We start from the raw sequence: 26,700 nt of genomic DNA on the forward strand, positions 1-26,700 counted from the left end.
GTGAAATGATTGCACGGGTCAGTACAGTTGCTTTTCAGGGGATTGAGGCCAAGCTTGTTGATGTGCAGGTGATGGTGGCACCGGGCAAGATGAGTATGTCGATTGTCGGCCTGCCGGATAAAGCAGTTGCTGAGAGCCGTGAGCGGGTGCAGGCGGCACTTCATGCCTCCGGTCTGTCGATGCCGGTGAAGAAAGTGACCATCAATCTGGCACCGGCAGATTTGCCCAAAGAAGGCTCCCATTATGATCTGCCGATTGCCATGGGGCTGATGGTGGCTGTCGGCGCTTTGCCCGAAGATTGTCTGCAATCCTTTGTGGTGCTGGGGGAACTGGCGCTGGATGGCACAATTGCACCGGTTGCCGGTGTGCTGCCCGCAGCGATTACCGCCAATATGCATGATCTGGGGTTGATCTGCCCGCAGGCTTGCGGGGCGGAGGCAGCATGGGCTGATGCGGATATGCCGATCCTTAATCCGCGCAGTCTGATCGCATTGGCGAACCATTTTCGCGGATCACAGGTATTGTCCCGCCCGCAACCGGCCATAAAGAGCTTTTCGGAAGGGCTGGAGGCGTTTCCTGATCTGGCGGATGTGAAAGGGCAGGAGACAGCAAAACGCGCGCTGGAGGTGGCTGCTGCGGGTAATCATAATTTGTTGTTCGTTGGCCCTCCGGGTTCGGGTAAATCAATGCTGGCGCAGCGCCTGCCCGGAATATTGCCCCCCTTGTCTCCGCGCGAAATGCTGGATGTCTCGATGATTGCCTCAGTTTCGGGTACACTATCAGGGGGCAGGCTCACAGACCGGCGGCCGTTTCGCAGCCCGCATCATTCGGCATCAATGGCGGCGATGGTTGGCGGCGGGCATAAAGCAAAACCGGGTGAAATCTCTATGGCACATCACGGGGTACTGTTTCTCGATGAATTGCCGGAGTTTTCACCGCAGGTACTGGATTCTATGCGCCAACCTTTGGAGACTGGTGAATGTATGATTGCCCGTGCCAATCATCGCATTAGTTATCCGGCGCGGTTTCAGCTGGTGGCGGCGATGAATCCTTGTAAATGCGGAATGGCCGGTGAGCCGGGCTTTACCTGTGCAAGGGGACCACGCTGTCGCAGTGATTATCAGGCGCGGGTATCAGGGCCGTTGCTGGATCGTATAGACCTGCGGATAGATGTGGCCGCTCTCAAGCCCTCTGATCTGATTTTAACAGGGCAGGCGGAAAGCAGCGCTGCGGTGGCGCAACGTGTGGCACAGGCGCGGCAAAGGCAACAGGAGCGATATCAGCAATTAGGGATGGCGCATATTATGACCAATGCTGCCTGCCCGCCCAATATTCTGGAGGAGGTCGTGGCACTCAGCAATGACGGAAGAAAACTGCTCTATGATGTGAGTGAGAAATTGCGGCTTTCTGCCCGTTCTTATCACAGGGTGCTGAAAGTGGCGCGCACATTGGCAGATCTGGAGGCTTTTGCCACTGTGGAGCGTCGGCATATTGCCGAAGCGGTCTCTTATCGTATGTCAGCGGAAATGCTCAGCGCTTAGTGCGGTTCCAGTTAAGACTGAGTCGTTGGAACCACTGTAACTGTTTGTTTTTACGCATTATCCGACGCAGCGCAGCAGGAAGAGAAATCAGTCGGGCGAACTGATTTTCCTGTGGAGGCGCTTCGCACTTTTGCTGGAAATGCTGTAGGCAGGCTTATTTAACTGCGCCAACAACCAGATTGCTTGGTGTTTCAATGGAAACCCAGCGGCCGGTATGGTTAGCAGCCTGTCGCTTGAGATAGGTGTAATCGGTTTCCTGCCAGTTTTTCACGGCATCGGTCAGATTATCAAGAATGAAATCACCGCGATCTGTACGCACAGTCAGAACTGCATGGCCTTCTCCGTCAGGCTTACGCAGAACGGTAATCAGCAACGAACCGAGCGGCAGACCGGCTTCAGCCAGTTCACGGCGCTTGAGTAATACGTAGTCTTCGCAATCACCGGCATCTACCGGATAAGCCCAATATTCTTCCTGACCATATAGCTCCATATCGGTTACAGGTTTGATATTTGCATTCACGTCGAGATTAACCTGTACGATCTTTGCCCATGTCGCCTGATCAAGTTTGATTGGCGCGGTTTGTGCAGACGTCAGGTTGCACTCATTTGGCAAACGCTTGCAAAATTCATAATGACCAATTGGTTGCGATGTCAGGCCACCCGTTGCCATGAAAGGCGTATTGAGCTCGGTTGCCTGTGCAGAAGCTCCAAGCGCGAGGACTAAGCCTGCGGCTGACAATGCCAGATTTTTAAATTTTACAAAACTGAACATACACAACGCCTCAGCCACTGCTATTTATTAACGAAATGTTAATATCGGTAATGGGTCAGAGTCAATTGTGCCGGACGTGTCACGCCCGCATTTATTAAGAAATGGTTAACGAGTATTGAGGGGTAATTTACCGCTTATAATACGCTCAGAGCTTGTTGTAGCAAACTTTGGTGTGGCCTGCGCCGACAAAGCCCAGTTTCTGCGCTGCGCCTTTTGAAAGATCCATAACGCGGCCTTTGATGAATGGTCCACGGTCATTAATGCGCACGACCAGTGATTTTCCGTTGCTCTGATTGGTAACACGGACTTTGCTGCCGAGCGGCAAGGTACGGTGCGCCGCGGTCATGCCCGCAGGGTTCATACGTTCACCCGATGCGGTTTTGGAGGTCAATGCATACCAGGAGGCGCCGCCGCAGTTTACAGAAGCTGCTTCAGCATGGCTGCCTGCAAAGGCAGAAATCATGAAAACAGCTGCGGAAAAAGCAAAAAGGGAAGGCAGGCGCTTAGTGCGGGTCGTTGTCATAGGTCGTACCGGTGTCAGCAGCCTGAGGTTGTACAAGGGGCGTACAAAATATCGGGTGCGACGGTTGTGGCAGCGCGGAGACATGAAATGCAGAAAAAATGCAGCCAGTTATCCGGTCTGTCGTTATCAATAATCTGAAATACCAGAAGTTCAGGCGCTGAACTGCAATGTAAATGTGGCGCTGAAATGGTCATAAATGGAATATATTGGGGAGTGAATTTTAGGTTAACAATCTGTAAAATTTCGTTATATTGAATATATATTTATTAAATATTCTTGGTTTGATTTATTTGTATCTATGATTGATCGAAAATATACATTTATAATTTTATAGATTCAAAATTCATCTGCTATTCATAACCGGATTCAAGATTTCTCCATGTTAATTTTCAGATTCAAAACTGACTCTGATGACAAGCGGGTACAATCTGTGTTTGTATCGCAAGTGTAAAAACGCTTTTGCCAAGTTGTAAATAATGTGGCGAAATTGTGATTTGAGGCGCTGATCACGTTTTTGAAAGCTGATTGCTTGTCTCATCTTTTGGGTTTAGAGCATGATACAGGCATTTTTGACGGCTTTGGTTCTGGCGCAGACAGAATCGCAGAGGGTGATTTTTCAGTGAAACACTGACAGATTGCTTCAACACAGCTGTTGTGCAGATGCCGGAACAGAAGATTATATCGGATCATATTTATGTCACTTCCTTCCTCTGAAGACACTCAGATTAAGCCGGAACCAAAGCCGGCTGATATGCAGCACCATGCGCAGGAAGAATTGACAGGAGAGGCTACGGCGGTCGTTTTGTCGGGGCCGCAGCGATTTCTTTATCTGTGCCTCGGTTTTCTGATGCTGGCATTGGGCATTATCGGCGCAATTTTGCCGGTTATGCCGACAACGATTTTCATCATTCTGGCGGCATGGTTCTTTGCCCGTTCGTCGCCGAAGCTGGAAAAACGTATTCTGGCGCATCCGCAATTTGGCCCATTGGTGATTAAATGGCGTGACCGCGGGGCAATTCCGCGCCGCGCCAAGAAGTTTGCCTGTGGCGGCATGACAATCGGCTATGCGATTTTCCTTTGGAGTGCGCAGCCAGGTTTATATTTGGCAGCAGGCGTTGCGCTTTTTATGTTGGCTTGCGCGTACTATGTGGTATCCCGACCAGAGGAGTAAAATCCGGCGCATAGTCTGATGAGACTGCCGGATAGATAATATCTGGGAGAAGACTATGAAAGATGTTGCCGCATCGCGGATTAATCCGGCTGTTTCTGCTTTATCTTTGCCGCCAATTCCGGCGGTGAAAGCATGGGCGCAGGCCTATGACGGTGCTTTAGGGCCGTTGATTGATTTGTCTCAGGCTGTGCCGGGTTATCCGCCGCATGATGAAATGCTGCGCTTGTCCGGCGAGGCGGCATCTTCCAAAGCTTTTGCAAATTATGGGCCGATTGAAGGTCTGCCGGCACTGCGTGAGACCTATGCCGCGCATGTCAGCCAGCTTTACAAAGCCAAACTCGGCGCAGCGCAGGTGCAGATTACAGCCGGTTGCAATCAGGCTTTTATTGCAGCCGTCATGGCGCTGGCCGGTGCCGGTGATACAGTTATGCTGAGCAATCCGCTCTATTTCAATCATGAAACTTCACTGGCCATGCTCGGTATTAAACTGGAGCTGATGCCATGCCGTGCGCAGAACGGTTTTGTCCCTGACCCGCAGGAACTGAAACAGGTTCTGCATGCGGGTATTAAAGTGCTGGCGCTGGTGACACCGAATAATCCGACCGGTGCAGTTTATTCACCAGAAGTCCTGAAGCAGATTTATGAGATTTGCCGCGCTAACGGTACATGGCTGATTCTCGACGAGACTTACCGCGATTTTCTGGAAGATGCCGATGCTGTGCCGCATCATTTGTTCGATGAGGCCGACTGGAATGATTATCTGATCCAGCTTTACAGCTTTTCCAAATCCTTCTGTATTCCGGGGCACCGCCTTGGTGCGATTATTGCGGCGGAAGCTGTGATCTCAGAAATTGCCAAAATCATGGACAATCTGCAGATTTGTGCACCGCTGCCGCCGCAGGCTGCAATTGCACAGGCGATTGAACCGCTGACCGAATGGCGCAATGAAAACCGCCGTGAAATTGCACATCGGGCGCAAGCTTTGCGCAGTGCAATTGCGCAGATGGAAGGCTGGGAAGCCATTTCTGTTGGTGCTTATTTCGCCTTTGTGCGCCATCCGTTTACCGCCTCCTCTGGAGGCATGGGGCAGGGTGTTGAGTCTGCGGCAGTGTCAGAGAAACTGGCAAAGACCTGCGGAATTATCACCATTCCGGGGGCATATTTTGGTGAAGGGCAGCAGGATTTTCTGCGTTTTGCCTTTGCCAATGTGGATGCGGAAACCATCACGATGCTGCCGGAACGCGTGGCTGCACTGCGTTTCTGACCTGCGCCTATTCTGCCGCATCTGAGTACCTAGTATTTCATCTGATTCTTCCCCTATAGTGGCAGACGGTCTGCTGCATATCGGGGAGGAATGCATGTTTGAACTGGCAATCGCATGGGACTGGCTTGGCTTCGCTGCCCGCTGGCTCCACGTTATCACCGCAATTGCGTGGATCGGCTCATCTTTTTATTTTATCGCTCTTGATCTGGGCTTGCGCAAAGCGCCTGATCTGCCGCCTGGTGCCTATGGCGAGGAATGGCAGGTTCATGGCGGCGGTTTCTATTATATTCAGAAATATCTGGTCGCACCGTCGCGGATGCCGGAAGACCTGATCTGGTTCAAATGGGAATCTTATGCCACATGGCTTTCAGGCTTTGCGCTGCTGGCCATTGTCTATTACGGCGGTGCAGATCTCTATCTGATTGATCCGCAGGTGCTGAATGTCTCCCGCACCACAGCGATCATCATCTCGCTGGCCTCGATTGCCGGTGGCTGGGTGATTTATGATCTGTTGTGCAAATCCCCGCTGGGACGCAACACGACACAGCTGATGGTTATTCTTTATTTCGTGCTGGTGTTTATGGCGTGGGGCTATACGCAACTGTTTACCGGACGCGCGGCTTTTCTGCATCTGGGCGCTTTCACCGCAACGATCATGTCCGCCAACGTGTTTATGATTATTATTCCCAACCAGAAAAAGGTTGTGGCAGATCTGATCGCAGGGCGCACGCCTGATCCGAAATATGGGGTAATCGCCAAGCAGCGCTCTACCCATAATAATTATCTGACACTGCCGGTTATTTTCCTGATGCTGTCGAACCACAATCCTTTGGCATTCGGCACAAAATATAACTGGATTATCGCGTCGCTGGTGTTTCTGATGGGGGTAACAATCCGCCATTGGTTCAATACCCGCCATGCGCGCAAGGGCAGCCCGACTTGGGTCTGGCTGGCAACGGTTTTGCTGTTTATCGTGATTATGTGGCTGTCCACCGAACCGAAACAGCTGGACAATGCGGGGGAAGCGCAAGCGTCAACAATTCAGCAGAGCTTTATCAATACACCCGAGTTTGAGACGGTGCGTGATACGGTGCTGGGGCGTTGTTCCATGTGCCATACGGCGGAGCCGTCTTGGGAGGGCATTTTAGTACCGCCTAAAGGCGTCATTCTCGACAGTGATATTGCGATCGCTGCCCATGCCAAAGAAATCTATCTTCATGCAGCGCGTTCCCATGCCATGCCGCCTGCCAATCTCACAGGAATGAGTGCGGAGGAACGCCTGTTGTTGCGGCGCTGGTACGAGACCGCTTCAGCCTCTAAACCCTGATCGAAACTATATTGTAATATTGGGTATTTCTGCTTTTCAGCGAGGGTATTTTCATGTCTGTGAATATGACACAAAAGCATAATCAGCGTCTTATCCGCGGGCGTGTTTTGAGTTTTATCCGTGAGCCGCAGGATATCAGCGATACAGCGTCTTATATCTATCATGAAGACGGTGCGCTGCTTGTTGAGAACGGACTAATTATAGCCGTCGGCGATTATGCGACTGTTGCAGCGCAGAAATCACCGGACACACCGGAGACGGATCACCGACCGCATCTGATCCTGCCCGGATTCATTGATACACATATTCATTTTCCACAAAGTCAGGTGGTTGCGTCCTATGCGGCGGAACTGCTGGACTGGCTCAATGATTATACTTTCATCGAAGAGCAGAAATATGCTGATGAGCAGTTTGGTGAGCATATTGCCGAACGCTTTATTGATGAATTGCTGCGTCATGGTACCACTACAGTTGTTGCTTATGGTTCGGTGCATCCACAGAGTGTGGATGCGTTTTTTCGTGCCAGTGAACGGCTGAATATGCGCAACATTGCCGGTAAGGTGATGATGGATCGCAATGCGCCTGCTGCTTTATGCGATACGGCGCAGTCCGGCTATGATGACACGAAAGCGCTGATTGCCCGCTGGAATGGCAAGGGGCGTCTGGATTATGCGATCACGCCGCGTTTTGCGATTACTTCGACACCGGCACAGCTGGAGGCATCGCAGGCTTTAGTGCGAGAACATCCGGAATGTTATGTGCAGACCCATTTGTCTGAAAACCATGCCGAGATTGAATTTACCTGTTCGCTCTATCCCGATGCGCCGGATTATACCGGCATTTATGAGCATTATGGTCTGCTCGGAGACAAAACATTGCTCGGACATTCCATTCACTTGTCAGAGCGTGAAATGAAAGTGCTGGCAGACAGCCGGTCTGTGGCGGTGTTTTGCCCGACCTCCAATCTGTTTCTCGGCAGTGGTTTGTTTGATCGTGACCGTTTGCGTGATGCCGGTGTGCGGATTGGTGTGGCGACTGATATTGGCGGCGGCACCAGCTGGTCGATGCTGCGTACATTGGATGAGGGCTATAAGGTGCTGCAATTGCGCGGCCAGCGGCTCAATCCGCTCAGTTCATTCTATATGATGACTTTGGGTAATGCGCAGGCGCTGTCGATGGAAGATAGGATCGGTACGCTGGGTGCGGGCACGGAGGCGGATTTTGTTGTGCTTAATAGCCGTGCAACATCTGCGATGCGATTGCGGATGGATGCCGGTTCCAATCTGGCGCAGGAATTGTTTCTGTTGCAGACGCTCGGTGATGACCGCGCGATTGTAGAAACCTATGTGGCTGGCCAGCCGGTAAAACCGGCTAATTAACGGTGTCGGTGAAGCCGGCTTAAAAAAACGGCCGGAAAGTGATTTCCGGCCGTTTTCTATCGTGTCTTTTTAAAACGTGCATCTTGTCCGAAAACCGCAAACACTTTTCGGGATGCACTTGTTTTAATCTTCGTGGATCAGGCTGTGATCGCGGGTTTCTTTCATGCGGATATAGATAATCAATGAAAGACCGATCATGATTGTCACATACCAGAAGAACCAGGTTTCATAGCCGGACAGTTTGAACTTCAATGCCACCCATTCAGCGGTACCACCGAAGATCGTGTTGGCCAGCGCATAAGGCAGAGCAACACCAAGTGCACGGATATGGGCCGGGAACATTTCTGCTTTCACCACCGCATTAATAGAGGTGTAACCGGTCACGATAATCAGACCTGCCATCGACAGACCGAAAGCTACATAAGGATCGGTTGTTGTCGCAAGCGTCGAGAAGATCGGATAGGTAAACAGCACACCCATCACACCGAAACCGATCATCAGCGGCTTACGGCCGATACGGTCGGAAAGCGCACCGGCCAGCGGCTGGATCAGCATGAAGACCAGCAGCGCGAGTGCTGTGATTTCACTGGCGGATTCCTTGCTGAAACCGGAGGTGTTGACGAGGAACTTCTGCAGATAGGTGGTGTAGGTATAGAAAGCCAGCGTACCACCGGCTGTCAGAGCCAGAACGGTAAAAGCTTCTTTCGGATATTGTGTAAATAGAGCCAGACCGCTGGAACGCGGTTTGTCGCTGGTTTTAGCATTGTTGAAAGACTGGGTTTCAATCAGACCACGACGTACCCAGAAGACGAAGATCGCCAGCAGACCGCCGATAAAGAACGGAATACGCCAGCCCCAGTCACCAAGCTGTTCCGGTGTCAGAACGCGCTGGAGGATCAGAAGCACGCCGAGGGCTGTCAGCTGACCGGCGATCAGGGTCACATACTGGAAGCTGGAGAAGAAGCCACGGCGGTTTTTGCCGGCCATTTCACTCAAATAAGTGGCGCTGGCACCATATTCACCGCCAACACTCAAGCCCTGCAACAGACGGGCAAAAACCAGCAAGGCCGGTGCAAACACGCCGATTGTTTCATGGCCTGGTGTTACGGCAATAATCAGCGAGCCGATACACATCAGGGTAACAGAGAGGGTCAGACCGGCTTTACGGCCTTTACGATCAGCATAAATACCCATGATCCATGCGCCGATCGGGCGCATCAGGAAGCCGACCGCGAAAACAGCCGCAGCACTCAAAAGTTCAGCTGTCTGGTTGCCCGACGGGAAAAATTTAGGCGCAAAATAGAGTGTAAAAGCAGCATAGACATACCAGTCATACCACTCAACAAGATTACCGGCAGAGCCGCCGAGAATAGACTTTATGCGGGTTTTACGATCCAGTTCGATAGTCGGATCGTTGACCGGCAAAGCATTGTCTTTAGATGACATTTCAAATCCAATCTTACATCAAAAAAGCAAAACCGGATCACGAGGATATACGCATCAATATAAAAGGCTGATGACGGCAGCGTCTTGGGAGACACGTTTGCCGCCTGCTTCGGGCGATATGCTTGTCCGGTATTGCCGTTCTCTGAAAAGGAAACGAAAAACACTCAGCTGCCATAGGAAATATCCGGCGCATATATCCAGATCATGTTTGATAAACGGGATCTGTTGACGTGAAATGCAGCCTGAAAATCCCTGTATCAGAGAGGTTCTTTGACTTTAACGTAAATGGCCTATGCTGATAAACGGGCTTTGTCTACAGGAATGCAGCTATTTTATGATGTGCAAGTTTATAATCTTATCATTCACGCAAGTTTCATGCGTATAAGAGTATTCAAATGTTATAAAATTATTCAGGGTGCAAACAACTGGCTGCATGCGCTTACCTGTTGTTGAAATGAGAGATGAACACAGAGCGACGATCTTGCTTTCTTATCAGGAAGCAGTAACGTCTCGCATGTACAGACTTTAAGGTCTGTGCCGGATGTGATTTGTTACCAATCATTGATGACCTGCTATCGCATTGACATGTGAAGGGGGCTGAGTGCGGGGAGAACCAGCCTGTCCGGAATATTTTCCGCAACCCGCATTTTGACGGCAGTGACACATGAACCAAACGCATAATCTCCGTGCAGCGCTGATTGCATTCATTGCCTTCACGGCCTTTTCAGGTGCGGATACAACCGTTAAAACGCTGAGCGCCCGCATCGGCGTCTATGAAACCACCTTTTTATTGTCGGTTTTTGCGCTGTCTTTCATCGTCGGCCATGACGTTCTCAGTGGGCAGGCAAAGCGTTTGCTGCCGGTTTATCCTAAGCTGGCTTTTGGTCGCGCTCTGCTGTTATCGATGAATACATTGCTGATTTATTATGCGTTTTCAGCTTTGCCTTTGGCCGAAGCCTATGTGCTGGGTTTTTTGTCACCAATCTTTGTTGCAATTGTTGCTTTTATTATGGTGGGCGAAAAACTTTCGCTGCGGGGCTGGTTCGGGGTGCTTCTCGGCTTTGCCGGTGTGATCTGGATTTTACAGCCTGGTGCTGCGCCACTCTCAGCCGGTCATCTCGCAGCTTTGGGGTCGGCACTGTTTTTCGCTATCGCACAAGTTATGCTGCGTCGTGCCAAGAGCGATGAATCTGACAAGGCGCTGGTTGTGGCATTACTGATCGTCCAGTCCTGCTTTGCCGGTTTGCTGGCGCTTTACAACGGTCTGATTACCCCTGAATGGCAGGATGTGGCGCTGGCTGTTCTGGGCGGAGGCTTGATTGCTTTTGCGCAGACCATGATTGTTAAAGCGTTCCGGCTTGGCTCGGCAGCAGTTGTCGCGCCTGTGCAATATAGCCAAATTATCTGGGGGCTGTTCTATGGTGTGCTGTTGTTTAATGCGCCGGTTGAGCTGCATATGCTGGCAGGCGCCGTTGTCATTCTGATTTCCGGCTGGCTGGTCTTGAATTAGGCTGTGCCGGGCATGAATCTGCATTGGCAATTATACCGAGGTTTATAATTGTCACAAAACTTTTTGAATGCATTTTAAAATAGTGCAGCTCGCTGGCAAATTTCGATCCATGCTGGCGACTGCAGCATCTGATTAGCGATAATGAGAAATTGCCACCAATATATAACGCTATGTTTTAATTATATTTTTTATATGGTTCCATTTTAAGGCTATGTTTTATCTTCGCGGCTGCACAGGTTTTTATTATAAAATGCTGAATTGAGGGCTGATACAAACCTGTAATATTAGTGTCATATAGCTGTAATATAGAGCGCGTAGATGGCTGGTAACGTCCAACACGTTACCTCATTCTTCTAATTGGAGCTGCTCCTATGAACAAGCTGATTACAACGACTGCTGCATTGGCAATTGCTGCTGTAGCCGGTGCTACCGCCGCTCAGGCTCGCGAACAGATTCAGGTTGCCGGTTCGTCAACCGTTCTGCCATATGCGAAGATCGTTGCTGAAACTTTCGGCGAAACCTATCCAGATTTCAAAACCCCTGTGATTGAATCCGGCGGTTCGGGTGCAGGTATCAAAGATTTCTGTAAAGGTGTTGGCGAAAACACAATCGATATCGCCAATGCATCCCGCGCGATGAAATCTTCTGAGCTCCAGTCCTGCATTGATGCAGGTGTTAAAGATGTACAGGAAGTCCGCATCGGTTATGACGGTATCGTATTCGCAACCGACATCAATGGTCCGGATTGGAAGCTGACACCGGTTGATGTTTACAAGGCGCTGGCTGCGAAAATCGTTGTAGACGGCAAGCTGGTTGATAATCCAAACACCAAGTGGAATCAGGTTAACGCCGCTCTGCCGGATTGGGATATTGCTGCTTACATTCCGGGTGAAAAGCACGGTACCCGTGAAGTTTTCGAAGAAAAGCTGCTCGCTGACGGTTGTAAAGAAAGCGGCGCACTGGAAGTCATTAAGGCCGGTGGTGCCGATGATAAAGCTGCTGCCAAGACCTGTATTGCTGTGCGTAAAGACGGTAAGGCTGTTGATATCGATGGCGATTACAGCGAAACACTCGCACGTATCAGCGCCAACAAAACCGGCGTTGGTGTATTCGGCCTGTCCTTCTACGAAAACAATGCAGACAAGCTGAAAGTTGCAGCTGTGAATGATGTTGTGCCGACAGCCGATGCAATCGCCAAGGGCGAATATCCGGTATCGCGTCCATTGTTCTTCTACGTGAAAAAAGCCCATATCGGTGTGATCCCGGGTCTCAAAGAATATGTGGATTTCTTCCTTGCCGACCAGATGGTTGGTGATGACAGCCCGCTGGCAGATTACGGTCTGGTGCCTGCACCGGAAGCAGAGCGCAAAGCACAGCGCGATGCCTTTGCAGCCGGTACTGTGATGCAGGTTAAATAATTTGAATATGGTCCGGGTGCAGATAATCTCTGCGCCCGGATTATCTTTTGTCGTGGACGGTGATCAGGGAATTTAAATGTCGATCATGCTGGTCTTAACAATTGTGTTCGTGCTCGGTGTGGCAGGGTTTTTCCTTGGCCGCGCAAAAGCGGTTGCACAATTGAATGCCGTAAAAAATGTGGCTGATAAGAAAGAAAAACCGCATTCCCGTCCGCATTATCACGGATGGTGGGTTTTCTCTCTGACTGTGATGCCGGCGCTTATTTTGTTTGTCGTCTGGTCACTGAGCGCTACCGTCTATCTCGAGCAGACTGCCAAGTCGCAGTTGAATGATGCTCTGGGCAAAACCGAAAATTACAGCGAAAGCCTGACGCTCGGCGTGGTGAAAAGCCTCGCTTACGGGCTTGAGCGTCTTGATCCGCAGAGCCGTGAAAACCTGCCGCAAACCTACGGTGAAGTCCGTGCGCTGATGGCTGAAAAAGGCGTCGCACTGGCAACCGAAGGTCATGATGTGATGGTACCGGTCGCGGTGCAGTGGGATAAGGCAGCTGCTTTATCTTCCAATATCCGCGCAGCCCTCACTATTGCATTGGCTATTGCCGGATTTATCTTCGGCTGGATGACGATTGCGCCGCGCGTCCGCGCCCGCAACAATGTGGAAAACATTGTGCTATGGGGACTGATCGCTGCCTCCACAATCGCCATTCTCACCACTGTCGGCATTGTTTTCTCGATGCTGTTTCAGACAATCAATTTCTTCAGCGATGTTCCGGCCTATGAGTTCTTCTTCGGTACGGTATGGGATCCGCGTTTTGCGGCAGCCGGTGCTACAGATTCGCATGGTCAGTTCGGTCTGATCCCGCTGCTGGCCGGTACGCTCTATATCGCGCTGGTTGCGATGGTCTTTGCGGTGCCGGTTGGTCTGTTCGCCGCGATTTATATGTCGGAATATGCCGGTGCCCGCACCCGCGCTATTGTGAAGCCGCTGCTGGAAGTGCTGGCCGGTATTCCGACCATTGTTTACGGTTTCTTCGCGCTGGTCACAGTCGGACCATTCCTGCGCGATCTGAGTGCTGCACTGACCGGCGGTCAGGGTTTTATTATGGCGCAGAGCGTGCTCACTGCCGGCTTAGTGATGGGCGTGATGCTGATCCCGTTCGTGTCCTCCCTGTCGGATGATATTATTACCGCTGTGCCACGTTCGCTGCGCGACGGTTCGCTGGGACTGGGTGCCACCCGTTCCGAGACAATCAAGCGTGTAATTCTGCCTGCTGCACTCCCGGGTATTGTCGGTGCGCTGCTGCTGACGGCTTCGCGCGCTATTGGCGAGACCATGATCGTGGTGCTTGCTGCCGGTGTGGCTGCCAACCTGACGATTAACCCGTTTGAAGCGATGACAACGATCACTGTTAAGATCGTCAATCAGCTGACGGGTGACCTTGAGTTTAACTCACCGCAAACACTGGTGGCTTTTGCACTGGGTATTACGCTCTTCTTCCTGACACTGCTGATGAATATTTTCGCTCTCTACATTGTGCGTAAATATCGGGAGCAATATGAATGACCGATGCAGTTTTCACTCCCAAGGCAACATCCAGTGCGCCTGCACGCCGTGATATTGGCCTGAAGCGCCGCTATGCCGCCGAACGCCGTTTCCGTATCTATGGCATGATTGCGATCGGCATTGGCATCTTCTTCCTCTGCGCCTTGTTTCTTTCTGTTGTTTCCAAGGGCTACACAGCCTTCTGGCAGACAACGATTGAAATTCCGGTGCTGCTGGATGAGAAGGTGATTGATCCGTCAAATGAGCGTGCAACGAATCCGAATGTGCTGATTACCGCGAATTATCCGCTGCTGGTGCGTAATGCGCTGGCCGATAAGCTCGGCGTGGACAAATCCAATCGCCCTGCCATGCGCGACATGACCCGCGTCTATTCAGACGGTGTGCGCTTGCAGCTGCGTGAAATGGTGATGGCAGATCCGAAACTGATCGGCACAACGCAGACAGTTAAATTTCTTGCCGCTGCGGATATGGATTCTGCCAATAAAGGCCAGATTGATCTGACAGTTGATCAGAGCAAGCGTAAAGTCTCTGACCTGCAAGTTGGCTGGATGAAGACCCTGAAGGATGAGGGCGTGATGCGCCAGTCCTTCAATACCGGTCTGTTCACCATGGGGGCTTCCAGTCGCCCGGAAACGTCTGGTCTGGGTGTCGCTCTGATCGGCTCGCTCTATATGATGCTGATCGTGCTGGTTTTTGCTCTGCCGATTGGTGTGGCTGCTTCGATATACTTAGAAGAATATGCGCGTAAAAACCGCTTCACCGATATTATTGAAGTCAACATCAACAATCTGGCTGCGGTGCCGTCTATCGTGTTCGGTTTGCTGGGCTTGGCAGTCTTCATTAACTTCTTTGGTATGCCGCGCTCCGCCTCGCTGGTGGGTGGTCTGGTGCTGACACTGATGACACTGCCGACCATCATTATTGCAACACGTGCAGCGCTGCGTGCAGTGCCACCTTCAATCCGTGCGGCAGCTCTGGGGCTTGGTGCTTCCAAAACGCAAGTTGTGTTCCATCATGTGCTTCCGCTTGCAGCCCCTGGCATTTTGACCGGTACCATTATCGGTCTGGCACAGGCGCTCGGTGAAACCGCACCATTGCTGCTGATCGGTATGGTGGCCTTTGTTGCCAATGCGCCGGTCACCCCGATGGATCCTGCGACGGCATTGCCGGTACAGATTTTCATGTGGGCGAATGAAGCAGAACGTGCTTTTGTAGAGCGGACATCAGGTGCGATTATCGTGCTCCTCCTGTTCCTCGCTGTGATGAATATTGTTGCGATCATCTTGCGCCGTCGTTTCGAGCGTCGCTGGTAAATCCGAAGGAACCGGCTATGAACCTGATGAATGACTATACATTAGAAAAAACACTCGGAGAGAAGATGAACGCCTTGCCTAAAAAAATCAAAATGCGCGGGGACAAGGTCAAGGTTTTCTACGGTGAAAAACAGGCTTTGCACGGCGTTGATCTGGATATTGAAGAAAACAGTGTGACTGCGCTGATCGGCCCTTCGGGCTGTGGTAAGTCGACTTTCCTGCGCTCACTCAACCGTATGAATGATACGATTGAAGGCTGCCGCGTTGAGGGACTGATTACACTCGACGGCGAGGATATTTACGATCCGAAAATCGATGTGGTGGAACTGCGGGCCCGTGTTGGCATGGTCTTCCAGAAACCAAATCCGTTTCCGAAGACGATCTACGAAAACGTCTCTTATGGCCCGCGTATTCACGGCCTTGCACGTACGCGTGCGGAGCTGGATGAAATCGTTGAAAAGAGCCTGCGCGGCGCCAGCCTTTGGGAAGAGGTTAAAGACCGTCTCAATGATGCAGGCACCGGTCTGTCCGGTGGACAGCAGCAGCGTCTTTGCATTGCCCGTGCGATTGCGGTGAGCCCAGAAGTTATTCTGATGGATGAGCCTTGTTCGGCACTTGATCCGATTGCGACCGCAAAGGTTGAAGAGCTGATTGATGAGTTGCGCCGTGACTATACGATTGTCATCGTAACACACTCCATGCAGCAGGCAGCACGTATTTCGCAGACAACCGCGATGTTCCATTTAGGCAATCTGGTTGAGGTGGGTGACACGGATATGATGTTCACCACGCCGAAAGAAAAACGTACGCAGGACTATATTACCGGCCGTTTCGGCTGATCTGAACTGAAGCGTAAAAAGAAAAAGATAGAGCATTTTCTATGAGGCAAACGAAGCCGGAAATGCTCTGGAGTTTTACAGCCTGCTTTGGCAGTGCCACAGGATAAGGAAATTTCCATGCCGTCACAGCATACGGTTACGTCCTATGATGAAGAACTGAAGTTTCTCGCACGCAAGATCGCCGAAATGGGCGGTCATGCGGAGCGCATGGTTGAGCAGTCTGTCAAAGCAATTGTGACTGCGGATAATGCACTGGCGCAGCGTGTGATATCCGAGGATCTGATCCTTGATGCAGGCGAGCGTGAGATTGACGAAAAAGCGATTATGATTATCGCCAAACGTCAGCCTATGGCGGTTGATCTGCGTGAAATTATCGGTGCAATCCGCATCTCCGCTGATCTGGAACGCGTGGGCGACATGGGCAAGAATATTGCCAAACGTGTTGCTGCCGTGTCTGAAACCCGTCAGTCAGTTAAGCTGTATCGTGGTCTGGAAACACTGGCCGAGCTTGCACGCACCCAGCTGAAAGATGTGCTGGATGCCTATGCAACGCGCTCCGTGACGCAGATCAATATTGTGCGCGACCGCGATGATGAAATTGATGCGATGTATACATCGCTGTTCCGCGAACTTCTGACTTATATGATGGAAGACCCGCGAAATATTACAGCATGTACGCATCTTTTATTCTGTGCCAAGAATATTGAGCGTATCGGCGACCATGCTACCAATATTGCCGAGACAGTCTATTATATTGTTACAGGTAGTCAGATGCCGCCGGATCGTCCGAAAGATGATCTGAGCCATGATGTCGTACTCGACGAATTGCATAAAAACTAAGCTGCTTTAACCAAGCAGCAGAGATGCGGCACTTTCGGGTGCTGCAAATCAGAATGAAGAAGCCCTGCATTCCGGCTTTGCCGGAATGCAAATGCCCCCTTATGTCTAAATGAATAGTGGATACGCAATGTCACACACGCCAAGAATCGCGGTCGTTGAAGACGAAGAAGCCATCAGCGAACTGCTGCGCTATAATCTCGAAGCTGAGGGTTATCAGGTCGATACAATTCTGCGCGGCGATGACGCTGAAATTCATTTGCGTGAAAACGTGCCGGATCTTCTGGTGTTGGACTGGATGCTGCCGGGTGTTTCCGGCATTGAACTGTGCCGTCGGTTGCGCCAGCGGGCTGAAACCGAGCGTCTGCCGATTATCATGCTAACAGCGCGTGGCGAGGAATCAGAGCGCGTGCGTGGTCTGGCCGTTGGTGCAGATGATTATGTCGTCAAACCTTTCTCAACGCCGGAACTGCTGGCGCGTATCAAAGCCATGCTGCGCCGCGCCAATCCGAGCGTGTTGTCTCATGTGCTGAAAGTTGGTGAGATTGTTCTCGATCGCCAGCAACATCGTGTTTATCGCAAAGAGCGCGAAATTAAGCTCGGACCGACAGAGTTCCGCCTGCTGGAATATTTCATGATGGCACCGGGACGTGTGTTCTCGCGCACGCAATTGCTGGACGGTATCTGGGGACGCGATATTTACGTCGATGACCGCACGGTTGATGTGCATATTGGCCGTCTGCGCAAAGCGATTAATACAGGTCGCGAAGTGGATCCGATTCGCACCGTGCGCGGTGCCGGATATGCCTTTGGCTGACGCGTTCATGACTGAGTGATAGAAACAGGCAACCGGTGTGAAATTATTTCATGCCGGTTTTTTCATGCGCTGATTCTGATGAAGCTGTTCTCCGGCAGGTAGTTGGAGCCGGTAAACGGACATGAGATCACGCAATAAAACCAATTTGTAACAGTCTGTAATGAATTATGACTAACGCTAAAGTATTAGGAAAGGCATGATGCTGCCAGCGATGAAATAAGGCAATAACGTACCGAAATTGCTACAGAGTCATGGTTGATTGCAGCACTGTATTTATCATGTCAGGCCAATAAGAGTGGCGTAAATAGTACTTTAGTAATCTCTCAAAATAGCGCGTTAACATGGTGTTAATGAATGGAGCGCATTTTCTTGAGGTAAATTTTAACCGGTTCTTGGTAATCGGTACGTGACTATAAAACCGGCCTGGTGCCTTTATTTAGCCCTAATAGGCCGCGAGTTTCCCGAGGCCTGTTCCGATGGCAGCCTGCATACAGGGCGCTGACGGAAAAAAGGCTTTTGACGATAAACATTTGATGAGGATGAACTGTTGAAACGCTCTTATTTAGCGAAAACACTGTTTATCGGTGCTCTGGTTGCCACACCGTTCATTTTAGCGGGCTGCACAACCACCTCGACCGGTTCAAAATCTGAAAAAGTTACCCCTGCCAAGGAATCGGGTGTTACCATCCGCAATGGCAAAAAAACCTACACCTACACATCCAAAGACCGTGAATGTCTCGAGCGCGCGATGTTCTTTGAATCAGCCCGCTCCAGCCGTGATGGTCTTGTTGCAGTCGGCACCGTGGTAATGAACCGTCTGGTTTCAGAGAAGTATCCTGAAACTGTTTGTGGCGTTGTCGGACAGAAAAATCAGTTTGCACCGGGCGTTATGAGCCGCGCTATGAATTCCAAAGCGCTGCCGGATGTAAAAGAAGCGGCAGATGCCGTACTCAAGGGTGAACGTCATCCGCAGCTGAAAAACGCAATGTTTTTCCATACCGCCGGTTTGAAATTCCCGTATAAGAATATGCATTATGTGCTGGTTGCCGGTGGTAATTCTTTCTACGAAAAGCGTCGCAAAGACGGTACGCTGGAATCGCCGCTGCCACAGACACCTTATAACCTTGCGGCTGCCTATGAGCCGAGAGGCCAGTCTATGCCGGATGCCACTTATAACGTGACAGAACCAACAGGTAAGACAGATCGTCTTCCTGCTGCTGCACCGGTTATGGTCGCTTCCGCTTCCCAGCAGCGGATTGCGCCTGTGCCTGCCGGTATGAGCGAGGGCATGCAACCGGTTGCTGCAGAAGCGCCGGTACAGGTCGCCTATCATGTGCCGACACCAGCGCAGCTGCCGTTTGAAACCAAGCCTGTTGCAGTCTCAACGACGCAAAATGCGTTTGCAGCGGGTGCGGAAGATGTGAATATGCAGAAAGTTGATGCAATCGGTGCATTGCTGTTGAAGCAGGATCGTCCTGAACCTGCTCTCTGATCTGGATCAATATATCTTATAAAAAAAGCCCGCACTGTGCGGGCTTTTTTGTATGATAAGAGGTCAGCGCGGCACAACCACAGGCTGATAAATAACCATTGGCGTGGAGAATTGCGGCCGGTCATTCTGCCAGGCGCGGATATCTGCACGGCGATCCAGATGAATTTGCAGCAGACAATTGGACATGGCCTCTGATTTTGGTTTGAAACCATAGCTCAGGCAGGTTTTCTCATCTTCTGCGCGTTGCTGTTCAGGTGTCAGCGTGGTGCAGCCTGCCAGAGTGATGACAAACAGTCCTGCAATGAGACTCAGTTTTTGCAATGATGTGATGTTTCGGTTCATGGATGAGTTCCGATAAATATGACTTCATCTGACATATTAGCGCTGATTAGTGGTTGTGGCTATCGATATGATGTTAAAAATCCTGCAGGTGAGGGCTGGTCGGATCGGATTGGCAGGAGTATCTGTGATGGTGAATGAAAATAAGCGGAGTATGTTGATGTCAGATTTCAGCCAAAATAATCATGCGGATGCGGTGATTGATCCGATTAAACTGGATAAGCTGGCAGAGGTTGCGGTTAAAGTCGGCCTGCAATTGCGCAAGGGGCAGGATCTGGTGATTACTGCGCCGGTTATTGCATTACCGCTGGTACGCCGTATTGCGGAACATGCCTATAAAGCCGGTGCCGGACTGGTGACGCCGTTCTTCTCCGATGAGGATATGGCGCTGTCGCGTTTTCAATATGCGCCGGATGAGAGCTTTGATCACGCCAGCGACTGGCTCTATCAGGGCATGGCAAAAGCCTATGAAAACGGTGCCGCGCGTCTGGCAATTACCGGTGATAATCCGATGCTGCTCTCTGCACAGGATGCCGGTAAGGTTGCCCGTGCGAATAAAGCTTTGTCGATGGCCTATCAGCCTGCGCTGGAAAAGATCGCTGGTTTCGACATTAACTGGAATATTGTGTCCTATCCGAACCCGTCCTGGGCAAAGCTGGTCTTTCCTGACGATACGCCGGAAGTTGCGACCCATAAGCTGGCTGAGGCTATTTTTGCTGCCTCGCGTGTGAATAATACTGATCCGGTGGCCGCATGGGCAGATCATAATGCGCAATTGCGCAAGCGCACAAAAATCCTCAATGAGCGCAATTTCCGCTCACTTCATTTCACCGGACCGGATACAGATCTGACCGTTGGTCTGGCCGATGGTCATGAATGGCATGGCGGCGCATCAACCGCTAAAAACGGTATTACCTGCAATCCGAATATTCCGACAGAAGAAGTCTTCACAACGCCGCATGCTTTGCGTGTTGAAGGAACGGTTTCCAGCACCAAGCCATTGTCGCATCAGGGCACGATTATTGATGATATTCGTGTGCGTTTTGAAGGCGGCCGGATTGTTGAAGCCAAAGCCAGCAAAGGCGAGGCTGTGCTGAACAAGGTGCTTGATACGGACGAAGGTGCCCGTCGTCTGGGTGAAGTGGCACTGGTGCCGCATTCCTCGCCGATCTCTCAGAGTGGCTTGCTGTTCTATAACACGCTGTTTGATGAAAATGCCGCCAGCCATATTGCGCTTGGTCAGTGCTATTCCAAATGTTTCGTCAATGGTGCCGATCTCACACCGGAGCAGATTGCGGCACAGGGCGGCAATAAGAGCTTTATCCATATCGACTGGATGATCGGCTCCGATAAGATCGATGTTGATGGCATTGCACAGGATGGCACAAGCCAGCCGGTCATGCGCAAAGGCGAATGGGTCGCCTGATAGCCGCTGCGATAATTATAGAAATATGGAAGCCGCCGCTTGTTGTAAAACAGGCGGCGGTTTTCTGCAAAATAGCAGGCGATATTGAGGCTTGTCGTCAGCCCTTGTGCTTTTTACAGTTTGGAGCATGCTTCCCGTAAGCAGGCACCAAAACCGGAGGAGTAAAAGCATGAGCAGAGTTCGGCGGATTTTCTGGAAGGCGCTTATTGTTATGATCATCGCGGCGGCGGTGCTTGGTCTTATCTACCGCAAGAAAATTCATGAATATTATGCGGTTTATCAATATGCCCAGACCTTTAAGCCGGATGTGATCGATCAGAATTTCCGTTCGCTTTATAAAATCTATCCGTCCATCCCCGTGCCGCATGAAGGCGAGGTTAGCCCGCTGCCCTATCGGGAGCAGCCATTACCGGAAACATATGTCTATCAGGGAGAAACCAGACGCGTTGCTGACTGGCTGGATAAAACCCAAACTACAGGTTTTATCGTTGTGAAAGACGGCGTGGTTCTTCATGAGCAATATGCGCGCGGTAATACGACAGCGACCCAGTCTATTGCCATGTCGATGTCCAAATCGACCATATCTTTTCTGATCGGCAATGCTGTGCGTGACGGGCTGATCCGGCTGGATGAAACGGTTGACCGCTATGCGCCGGAACTGAGCGAGGGCGGCTATAAAGGCGTTACCGTCAAAAATGTGCTGCAAATGTCATCCGGTATTGGTTTTAATGAGAATTACGGCGATCTGTCATCGGATATTGTGCATTATATCATCCAGATTTTGACCGGATCGGTGAAGGATTTCACTGCCCATCTTAAAAATGTGCGCCCGCAGGGAACACAGAATATCTATGTTTCAGCGGATACGCAGGTACTGGCCATGGTGCTGGAAGGCGCAACGGGCAAGCCTTTTGTGGAATATTTCCGCGAGAAATTATGGTCACGTCTGGGCGCTGAAGCCGATGCCTATTGGCTCGCTGATGCCCGTGGTGATGCGGTTGCTGCCGGTGGCCTGAATGCGGTGCTGCGTGATTATGCCCGTTTTGGCCTGCTCTATATGAATGAAGGGCGCAATTTCAAAGGTGAGCAACTGGTGCCCGCACAATGGGTACATGATTCCGTGACACCGGATGCACCTTATCTGATGCCGGGGCGCGATGATCCGCAAGCCGGTAAGCCGCTGGGCTATGGCTATCAGTGGTGGATTCCAGGCAAGCCGCAAGGCGATTTCGTTGCAGTCGGCATTTACGGGCAGTTTATTTATGTTAATCCGCAGCGCAAAGTCGTGATTGCTAAAACTTCCGCCTATGCTGATTATAACAAGACCGGCCAGCAAATGAAGGATGAGAGCATCATCGCGTTACAGGCCATTGCCGATACATTATGAATAAAAACGCCGCCGGTTTATACCGGCGGCGTTTTCAATTAGCTGCAAAGCCTGAAATTATTCCTGAACATGAGCTTCAAGGAACCACAGGGCTTTATCGAGGCTGCGTGATGCTGTGGTGAAAATATCCGCACTGTCATCATCACCGGCTTCGGCGGCATCTTTAATCGACTGGCGCACTAGATTGGCCACAGCGCCATAATGATCGATCAGTGCATGAAGATGGTCTTTGATGGCGTAGATATCTTCCGGGTAAGGCTTGAGAATGGTGGATTCCGCAACGGTCTGGGTTGTGCCCAATGCAGTACCACCAAGCTGAACAGCGCGTTCTGCAATCGTATCGGCATGATCATCTAGTTCGGTGCGGAAACCGTCCAGCATTTCATGAACTGCAATGAACTGAATGCCCTTGAGGTTCCAATGTGCCTGCTTGGTAATCAGCGCAAGATCAATGATCGCAGCCAGATTCTTGTTCAGCAGGGCAATGACCGTGGTTTTGGCATTGGTCGGGAGATTGTTTTTTGTCGGATGATTTTTAGGTTTAGACGCAGACATTATGATTTCCTTCTTAAAGAGGGCAAACATTGCGTTTGTCCGGGAGACTGCCGGAGAGGGCGTCACAAGAAACCGGACGCAGCAGATACTGTTATGAAGATCACATAATAGAGGTAGGGTTGTTCTCAGTCATTTAAAGGGCTTACGCCGAATATTATGTTTGTTTCTACAAAAGATGGCGTGCTATTTAAAATTATTCCGGCAGGAAAATCCGGCATCACGGAATTGCCGTACTTGCCGATGTTCCTAATCTGCTTTAGGTCGTAAGTTATGACGATACTTGCCCTCGACACTGCAGGCAGCCTGTGTGCTGCCGCCCTTTATGATCCGCAGACACAGCAGGTTCTTGCTGAGGTCAGCCATGATATTGGCAAAGGCCATGCGGAGTTGCTGCTGGATTATATTGCGCAATGTTTTGAGACGGCAAAGATTTCGCGCAGTGATGTGAGCCGGATTGCCGTTAATATCGGCCCAGGCTCTTTTACCGGTGTGCGTGTTGGCGTTTCCGCAGCGCGTGGTTTCGGTCTGGCACTGTCCTGTCCGGTGATCGGCGTCAGCGGTTTTGAAGCACTGAGTGCTGAGATGCAAGCCATAGCGCCCGCACAGCCTGTTCTGATCGCATTATCCGCCTATCGCGGAGATATTTATGCGCAGGGCTTTGATGCACAAGGGCAGGCTTCAACCACACCTTTGGCCGGTAATGAGGCAGAACTGCTGCCGGTTTTGCAGCAACTCGGAGCAGAGTATGCGCTGGCCGGCAGCGCAGCTGTCCAATTGCAGGCAGCTGAAGGTAGTGAGCGCCGGATTATCAGCGCCTCTGCCCATGCATCCATCGGCACTTTTGCACGGCTTGCGGCACAGCGCGAGGCAGGCGCACCGCCGGAGCCGCTTTATATGCGCGGGCCGGATGTAAAACCCCAGACTGGGTTCGCACTCCCGCGTCAACAAGCGAAGCAGGAACGCGGATGATCAGTTTTCCTTTCTCGCGGCAGAGTTTTGTTTTGGAAGGGCTGGCGCAGGATCATTGCGCTGAGCTTGCCGCGCTTCATGCACCTGCTTTTCATCATGCATGGAGCGAGGAAGATTTTGCGGGCATGCTTTCGCAAGGTAATATTTTCGGTTTTATTGCCCGTCCCATAGGTAAGCCTGCTCAAAGCGCCGGTTTTGTGCTTGCACGACTGGTAGCCGGTGAAGCGGAAATTCTCACCATTGCGGTATCGTCGGCCTTTCAGCGTCGTGGTATCGGCCGTGATCTGATGGAGGGCGTGTTGCGTCACCTCCATCATGAGCGGGCGGAGAGCCTGTTTCTTGAGGTCGATGAGAGCAATGTGGCTGCTCAGGCGCTGTATCGCCGCTTAGGCTTTATACAGGTCGGTAATCGTGCCGGTTATTATGAAACCGGCCAAGGGTCTGGGCAAGGATCTGGACCGGGGCGCAGCAATGCGCTGGTGCTGCGCAAACAATTTCCGGAAGAGATCAGAGTGCCATGATCGGTGTTATCCGCATCGCGGTTATTCTCGGGCTGTTTATCAGTCTCGTTATCTCGCTGGTGCCGTTTCAGTATCTTTTCATTAAAGCACGGCTGGGCTGGCAGCGGGTTTTGCCGCGCTTTTTCCATCGTATTGCAGCATGGCTGCTGGGTTTTCGCGTGAAAGTGCAAGGGGAGATGGTGCAGGACCGCCCGCTGCTGCTGGTCGCCAATCATGTCTCATGGAGCGATATCGTCGTTTTATCCTCTGTCGCTAATGTCTGTTTCATCGCCAAGTCTGAAGTCCGTAAATGGCCTGTATTCGGTACCTTCGCGGTTTTGCAGCGGACAGTTTTTGTGGAGCGTGAGAAAAAAGGCCGCACAGCGCAGCAGGCTTCCGATATTGCACTGCGTCTGGCCGGTGGTGATGCGATGGTGCTGTTTCCTGAAGGCACGACATCAGACGGCAATCGTGTGCTGCCGTTCAAAACCTCTTTATTTGGCGCGGCCCATGCGGTTATCCGCGAGGCCGGCGCGCAGGAAGTGATCGTGCAGCCGGTATCGATTGCCTATACGGGTGTTCACGGTATGCCGATGGGGCGTTTCCACCGCCCTATTGCTTCATGGCCGGGGGACGTGCAGCTGATGCCGCATCTGAAGGGTATTCTTAAAGAGGGCGCGATTGACGTGGAAATCCGCTTCGGCGAGCCGATGAGTGTGCGTGCGGAAACCAGCCGCAAGGAACTGGCACGTATTATGGAAGATCGTGTGACGACAATGCTGCAAAGCTCGTTGATGGGGCGTGAAATCACCCCGACAGAAGATCAATAAAGCGAAAATCAGTCTTTGCGGCGCAATCGCATAATTACATCAACCCGTGCGGTGTCGGTATCTGATTGTATCAGTCCTTCCGACGTAACCGCACAATCACATCAACATTCACGATTTCCATGCCTTCCGGTGCTTTCGGCAGATTGCTGACGACAGGCTGGCCGGTTTCACTGTCAGGAATGTCAAAAACGATATTCTCGCCTTCGACAAAGAAATGATGGTGATCGGAAATATTGGTGTCAAAATAGGTTTTTGACCCTTCAACCGAGATAATGCGCAGCATGCCAGCTTCAGTAAACTGGTGTAGCGTATTATAAACGGTGGCAAGAGAGACCGGCACAGAAGCGAAAACGGCTTCCTCGTGCAGTTCTTCTGCTGAAAGATGGCGGTCGCCGTGTGCGTAAATCAGGCTGGCAAGCGCAACCCGCTGGCGCGTCGGTCTGAGACCGGCGACCCGTAGGCGCTCCTCAATCGAAGCGTTGCTGGCATGGGAGGAATGAATATTCATCACTGACCTGTCAGAAGCTTGAAACAAATTGGTTCAAAATTAATGCTTGAGGGCTGTTGCCCATCCTGTCACAAGATTGATATATGCGCTGAACGAATGACTGGCAATAGCTATTCCTGTATATCTTTGCAGGCAAATAGTTTCTTGCAGGTATTTTACAGCGGGAAACACTCTGTGTTAAAGCATTTCGCAAGCTGATAAGTGGCCGCGATCATGCGACTGCTAAAAAATTCGGAATGGTGCCGCAGACAGGTTAAAGCGTGGCACATTCCTGAGGTGTGCAAATATTTTGTCTGAGGCTGGCGGAGCACTTCGCTAGAGGCCGCACAGACAGCAGACAGATAAATGATTGGAGTGGGTTATGGCAGAGCAGAAGTCAAGTTACGGTTATGAGGAGCTTCTCAGCTGCGCTCGCGGTGAAATGTTTGGTCCTGGCAATGCCCAGCTGCCTCTGCCACCGATGCTGATGGTACACCGCATCACCGATATTTCGGAAACCGGCGGTGAATTCGGTAAAGGTTATATCCGCGCTGAATATGATGTGAAGCCGGATGACTGGTATTTCCCTTGCCATTTTCAGGGCAATCCGATCATGCCGGGCTGTCTCGGCCTTGACGGTATGTGGCAGCTGACCGGCTTTTTCCTTGGCTGGCTCGGTGAGCCGGGCCGCGGTATGGCGCTGTCCACCGGCGAAGTGAAGTTTAAAGGCATGGTGCGTCCGCATACCAAGCTGCTTGAATATGGCATCGACTTCAAACGCGTGATGCGTGGTCGTCTGGTTCTGGGTACAGCGGATGGCTGGCTCAAAGCAGATGGCGAAACAATTTATAAGGCATCTGATCTGCGCGTCGGCCTGTCGAAAGACAGCGAAGCGTAAGCCGAAAAATTGTGACGGGCATAAGCCTTTCAGATTATCAGAGCGCCGTGTGCCAGACTTGGCACACAAAACGCGCTTTAACTCTATAAAATTAGA

At 51.3% G+C, this 26,700-nt stretch carries 25 protein-coding genes; 19 read left to right on the forward strand and 6 right to left on the reverse strand.

Translation table 11 applies throughout. The features are described 5' to 3' along the window. The first annotated feature begins 5 nt into the window (after positions 1-5). A complete protein-coding gene (locus QUF18_RS01080) occupies positions 6-1,541 on the forward strand; it encodes a YifB family Mg chelatase-like AAA ATPase (RefSeq protein WP_289384471.1) in 1,536 nt (511 codons plus the stop codon). A 154-nt stretch (positions 1,542-1,695) separates the two neighbouring features. Here QUF18_RS01080 and QUF18_RS01085 read toward each other — a convergent pair whose 3' ends face one another. Continuing rightward, a complete protein-coding gene (locus QUF18_RS01085) occupies positions 1,696-2,313 on the reverse strand; it encodes a transglutaminase-like cysteine peptidase (RefSeq protein WP_289384473.1) in 618 nt (205 codons plus the stop codon). A gap of 145 nt (positions 2,314-2,458) precedes the next feature. Next, on the reverse strand, positions 2,459-2,776 hold the full coding sequence (locus QUF18_RS01090; protein WP_289386074.1) for a septal ring lytic transglycosylase RlpA family protein: 318 nt from the start codon (positions 2,774-2,776) through the stop codon (positions 2,459-2,461). Positions 2,777-3,587: 811 nt separating this feature from the next. On the opposite strand from QUF18_RS01090, the gene QUF18_RS01095 reads away from it, so the two are divergent. From QUF18_RS01095 to guaD, 4 genes are all read left to right on the forward strand, one after another. Then, positions 3,588-4,007: a YbaN family protein gene (locus QUF18_RS01095; RefSeq protein WP_289386075.1), complete on the forward strand. Its 420-nt coding sequence runs from the start codon at positions 3,588-3,590 to the stop codon at positions 4,005-4,007. Between the two features lie 55 nt (positions 4,008-4,062). After that, the gene (locus QUF18_RS01100; protein WP_289384474.1) at positions 4,063-5,271 is read left to right on the forward strand and encodes an aminotransferase; all 1,209 of its coding nucleotides are present in this window, start codon (positions 4,063-4,065) and stop codon (positions 5,269-5,271) included. Between the two features lie 94 nt (positions 5,272-5,365). Continuing rightward, positions 5,366-6,598 (forward strand): urate hydroxylase PuuD, encoded by a 1,233-nt coding sequence (locus QUF18_RS01105; protein WP_289384477.1) that lies wholly within the window; start codon positions 5,366-5,368, stop codon positions 6,596-6,598. 53 nt (positions 6,599-6,651) lie between these two features. Next, positions 6,652-7,977, forward strand: a complete 1,326-nt coding sequence (guaD, locus tag QUF18_RS01110; RefSeq protein ID WP_289384478.1) for a guanine deaminase — start codon at positions 6,652-6,654, stop codon at positions 7,975-7,977. A gap of 123 nt (positions 7,978-8,100) precedes the next feature. On the opposite strand, the gene QUF18_RS01115 is transcribed toward guaD, so the two are convergent. Then, on the reverse strand, positions 8,101-9,423 hold the full coding sequence (locus QUF18_RS01115; protein ID WP_289384480.1) for an MFS transporter: 1,323 nt from the start codon (positions 9,421-9,423) through the stop codon (positions 8,101-8,103). A 664-nt stretch (positions 9,424-10,087) separates the two neighbouring features. Here QUF18_RS01115 and QUF18_RS01120 point away from each other — a divergent pair. From QUF18_RS01120 to QUF18_RS01155, 8 genes are all read left to right on the forward strand, one after another. Beyond that, positions 10,088-10,933 carry a DMT family transporter gene (locus tag QUF18_RS01120; protein ID WP_289384482.1) on the forward strand — a complete coding sequence of 282 codons (846 nt, stop codon included), beginning with the start codon at positions 10,088-10,090 and terminating at the stop codon, positions 10,931-10,933. A gap of 371 nt (positions 10,934-11,304) precedes the next feature. Next, entirely contained in the window at positions 11,305-12,351 is a 1,047-nt protein-coding gene (locus QUF18_RS01125) for a PstS family phosphate ABC transporter substrate-binding protein (protein WP_289384483.1), read from the forward strand. Positions 12,352-12,427: 76 nt separating this feature from the next. Beyond that, positions 12,428-13,915, forward strand: coding sequence for a phosphate ABC transporter permease subunit PstC (gene pstC, locus QUF18_RS01130; protein ID WP_289384485.1), 1,488 nt, complete (start codon positions 12,428-12,430; stop codon positions 13,913-13,915). Beyond that, the gene (pstA, locus tag QUF18_RS01135; RefSeq protein WP_289384487.1) at positions 13,912-15,228 is read left to right on the forward strand and encodes a phosphate ABC transporter permease PstA; all 1,317 of its coding nucleotides are present in this window, start codon (positions 13,912-13,914) and stop codon (positions 15,226-15,228) included. Before pstC ends, pstA begins: the two co-directional genes overlap by 4 nt. Positions 15,229-15,293: 65 nt before the next feature. Further along, complete coding sequence (gene pstB / locus QUF18_RS01140) at positions 15,294-16,067, forward strand: phosphate ABC transporter ATP-binding protein PstB (RefSeq protein ID WP_374806476.1); 774 nt, start codon at positions 15,294-15,296, stop codon at positions 16,065-16,067. A gap of 117 nt (positions 16,068-16,184) precedes the next feature. Further along, the gene (gene phoU / locus QUF18_RS01145) at positions 16,185-16,907 is read left to right on the forward strand and encodes a phosphate signaling complex protein PhoU (protein WP_289384491.1); all 723 of its coding nucleotides are present in this window, start codon (positions 16,185-16,187) and stop codon (positions 16,905-16,907) included. A 127-nt stretch (positions 16,908-17,034) separates the two neighbouring features. Next, a complete protein-coding gene (gene phoB / locus QUF18_RS01150; protein ID WP_289384494.1) occupies positions 17,035-17,721 on the forward strand; it encodes a phosphate regulon transcriptional regulator PhoB in 687 nt (228 codons plus the stop codon). A gap of 547 nt (positions 17,722-18,268) precedes the next feature. Then, positions 18,269-19,213 carry a cell wall hydrolase gene (locus QUF18_RS01155; RefSeq protein WP_289384496.1) on the forward strand — a complete coding sequence of 315 codons (945 nt, stop codon included), beginning with the start codon at positions 18,269-18,271 and terminating at the stop codon, positions 19,211-19,213. Between the two features lie 63 nt (positions 19,214-19,276). Here the strand turns inward: QUF18_RS01155 and QUF18_RS01160 are convergent, their stop codons facing one another. After that, positions 19,277-19,555 carry a hypothetical protein gene (locus QUF18_RS01160; protein ID WP_374806449.1) on the reverse strand — a complete coding sequence of 93 codons (279 nt, stop codon included), beginning with the start codon at positions 19,553-19,555 and terminating at the stop codon, positions 19,277-19,279. A 157-nt stretch (positions 19,556-19,712) separates the two neighbouring features. Here QUF18_RS01160 and QUF18_RS01165 point away from each other — a divergent pair, with 157 nt between their 5' ends. Together QUF18_RS01165 and QUF18_RS01170 are read left to right on the forward strand one after the other, a co-directional pair. Beyond that, the gene (locus tag QUF18_RS01165; RefSeq protein ID WP_289384499.1) at positions 19,713-20,978 is read left to right on the forward strand and encodes an aminopeptidase; all 1,266 of its coding nucleotides are present in this window, start codon (positions 19,713-19,715) and stop codon (positions 20,976-20,978) included. A gap of 211 nt (positions 20,979-21,189) precedes the next feature. Then, entirely contained in the window at positions 21,190-22,365 is a 1,176-nt protein-coding gene (locus tag QUF18_RS01170) for a serine hydrolase domain-containing protein (protein WP_289386077.1), read from the forward strand. A gap of 57 nt (positions 22,366-22,422) precedes the next feature. On the opposite strand, the gene dps is transcribed toward QUF18_RS01170, so the two are convergent. Then, on the reverse strand, positions 22,423-22,920 hold the full coding sequence (gene dps, locus QUF18_RS01175) for a DNA starvation/stationary phase protection protein Dps (protein ID WP_289384501.1): 498 nt from the start codon (positions 22,918-22,920) through the stop codon (positions 22,423-22,425). Positions 22,921-23,190: 270 nt separating this feature from the next. Between dps and tsaB the strand changes: the two genes are divergently transcribed. Genes tsaB through olsA form a run of 3 tightly spaced genes read left to right on the forward strand, consistent with a single transcriptional unit; the run spans position 23,191 to position 25,219 of the window. Then, a complete protein-coding gene (tsaB, locus tag QUF18_RS01180) occupies positions 23,191-23,889 on the forward strand; it encodes a tRNA (adenosine(37)-N6)-threonylcarbamoyltransferase complex dimerization subunit type 1 TsaB (protein ID WP_289384503.1) in 699 nt (232 codons plus the stop codon). Then, positions 23,886-24,410: a ribosomal protein S18-alanine N-acetyltransferase gene (gene rimI, locus QUF18_RS01185; protein ID WP_353074472.1), complete on the forward strand. Its 525-nt coding sequence runs from the start codon at positions 23,886-23,888 to the stop codon at positions 24,408-24,410. Before tsaB ends, rimI begins: the two co-directional genes overlap by 4 nt. After that, positions 24,407-25,219: a lyso-ornithine lipid O-acyltransferase gene (olsA, locus tag QUF18_RS01190; RefSeq protein ID WP_289384504.1), complete on the forward strand. Its 813-nt coding sequence runs from the start codon at positions 24,407-24,409 to the stop codon at positions 25,217-25,219. Before rimI ends, olsA begins: the two co-directional genes overlap by 4 nt. 70 nt (positions 25,220-25,289) lie before the next feature. On the opposite strand, the gene irrA is transcribed toward olsA, so the two are convergent. Next, on the reverse strand, positions 25,290-25,727 hold the full coding sequence (irrA, locus tag QUF18_RS01195; RefSeq protein WP_289384506.1) for an iron response transcriptional regulator IrrA: 438 nt from the start codon (positions 25,725-25,727) through the stop codon (positions 25,290-25,292). Between the two features lie 361 nt (positions 25,728-26,088). Here irrA and fabA point away from each other — a divergent pair, with 361 nt between their 5' ends. After that, entirely contained in the window at positions 26,089-26,604 is a 516-nt protein-coding gene (fabA, locus tag QUF18_RS01200; protein WP_289384508.1) for a 3-hydroxyacyl-[acyl-carrier-protein] dehydratase FabA, read from the forward strand. Positions 26,605-26,700: the final 96 nt, after the last annotated feature.

This window comes from Pseudochrobactrum kiredjianiae, from assembly GCF_030362795.1.
Classification (GTDB): Bacteria; Pseudomonadota; Alphaproteobacteria; order Rhizobiales; family Rhizobiaceae; genus Pseudochrobactrum; species Pseudochrobactrum kiredjianiae.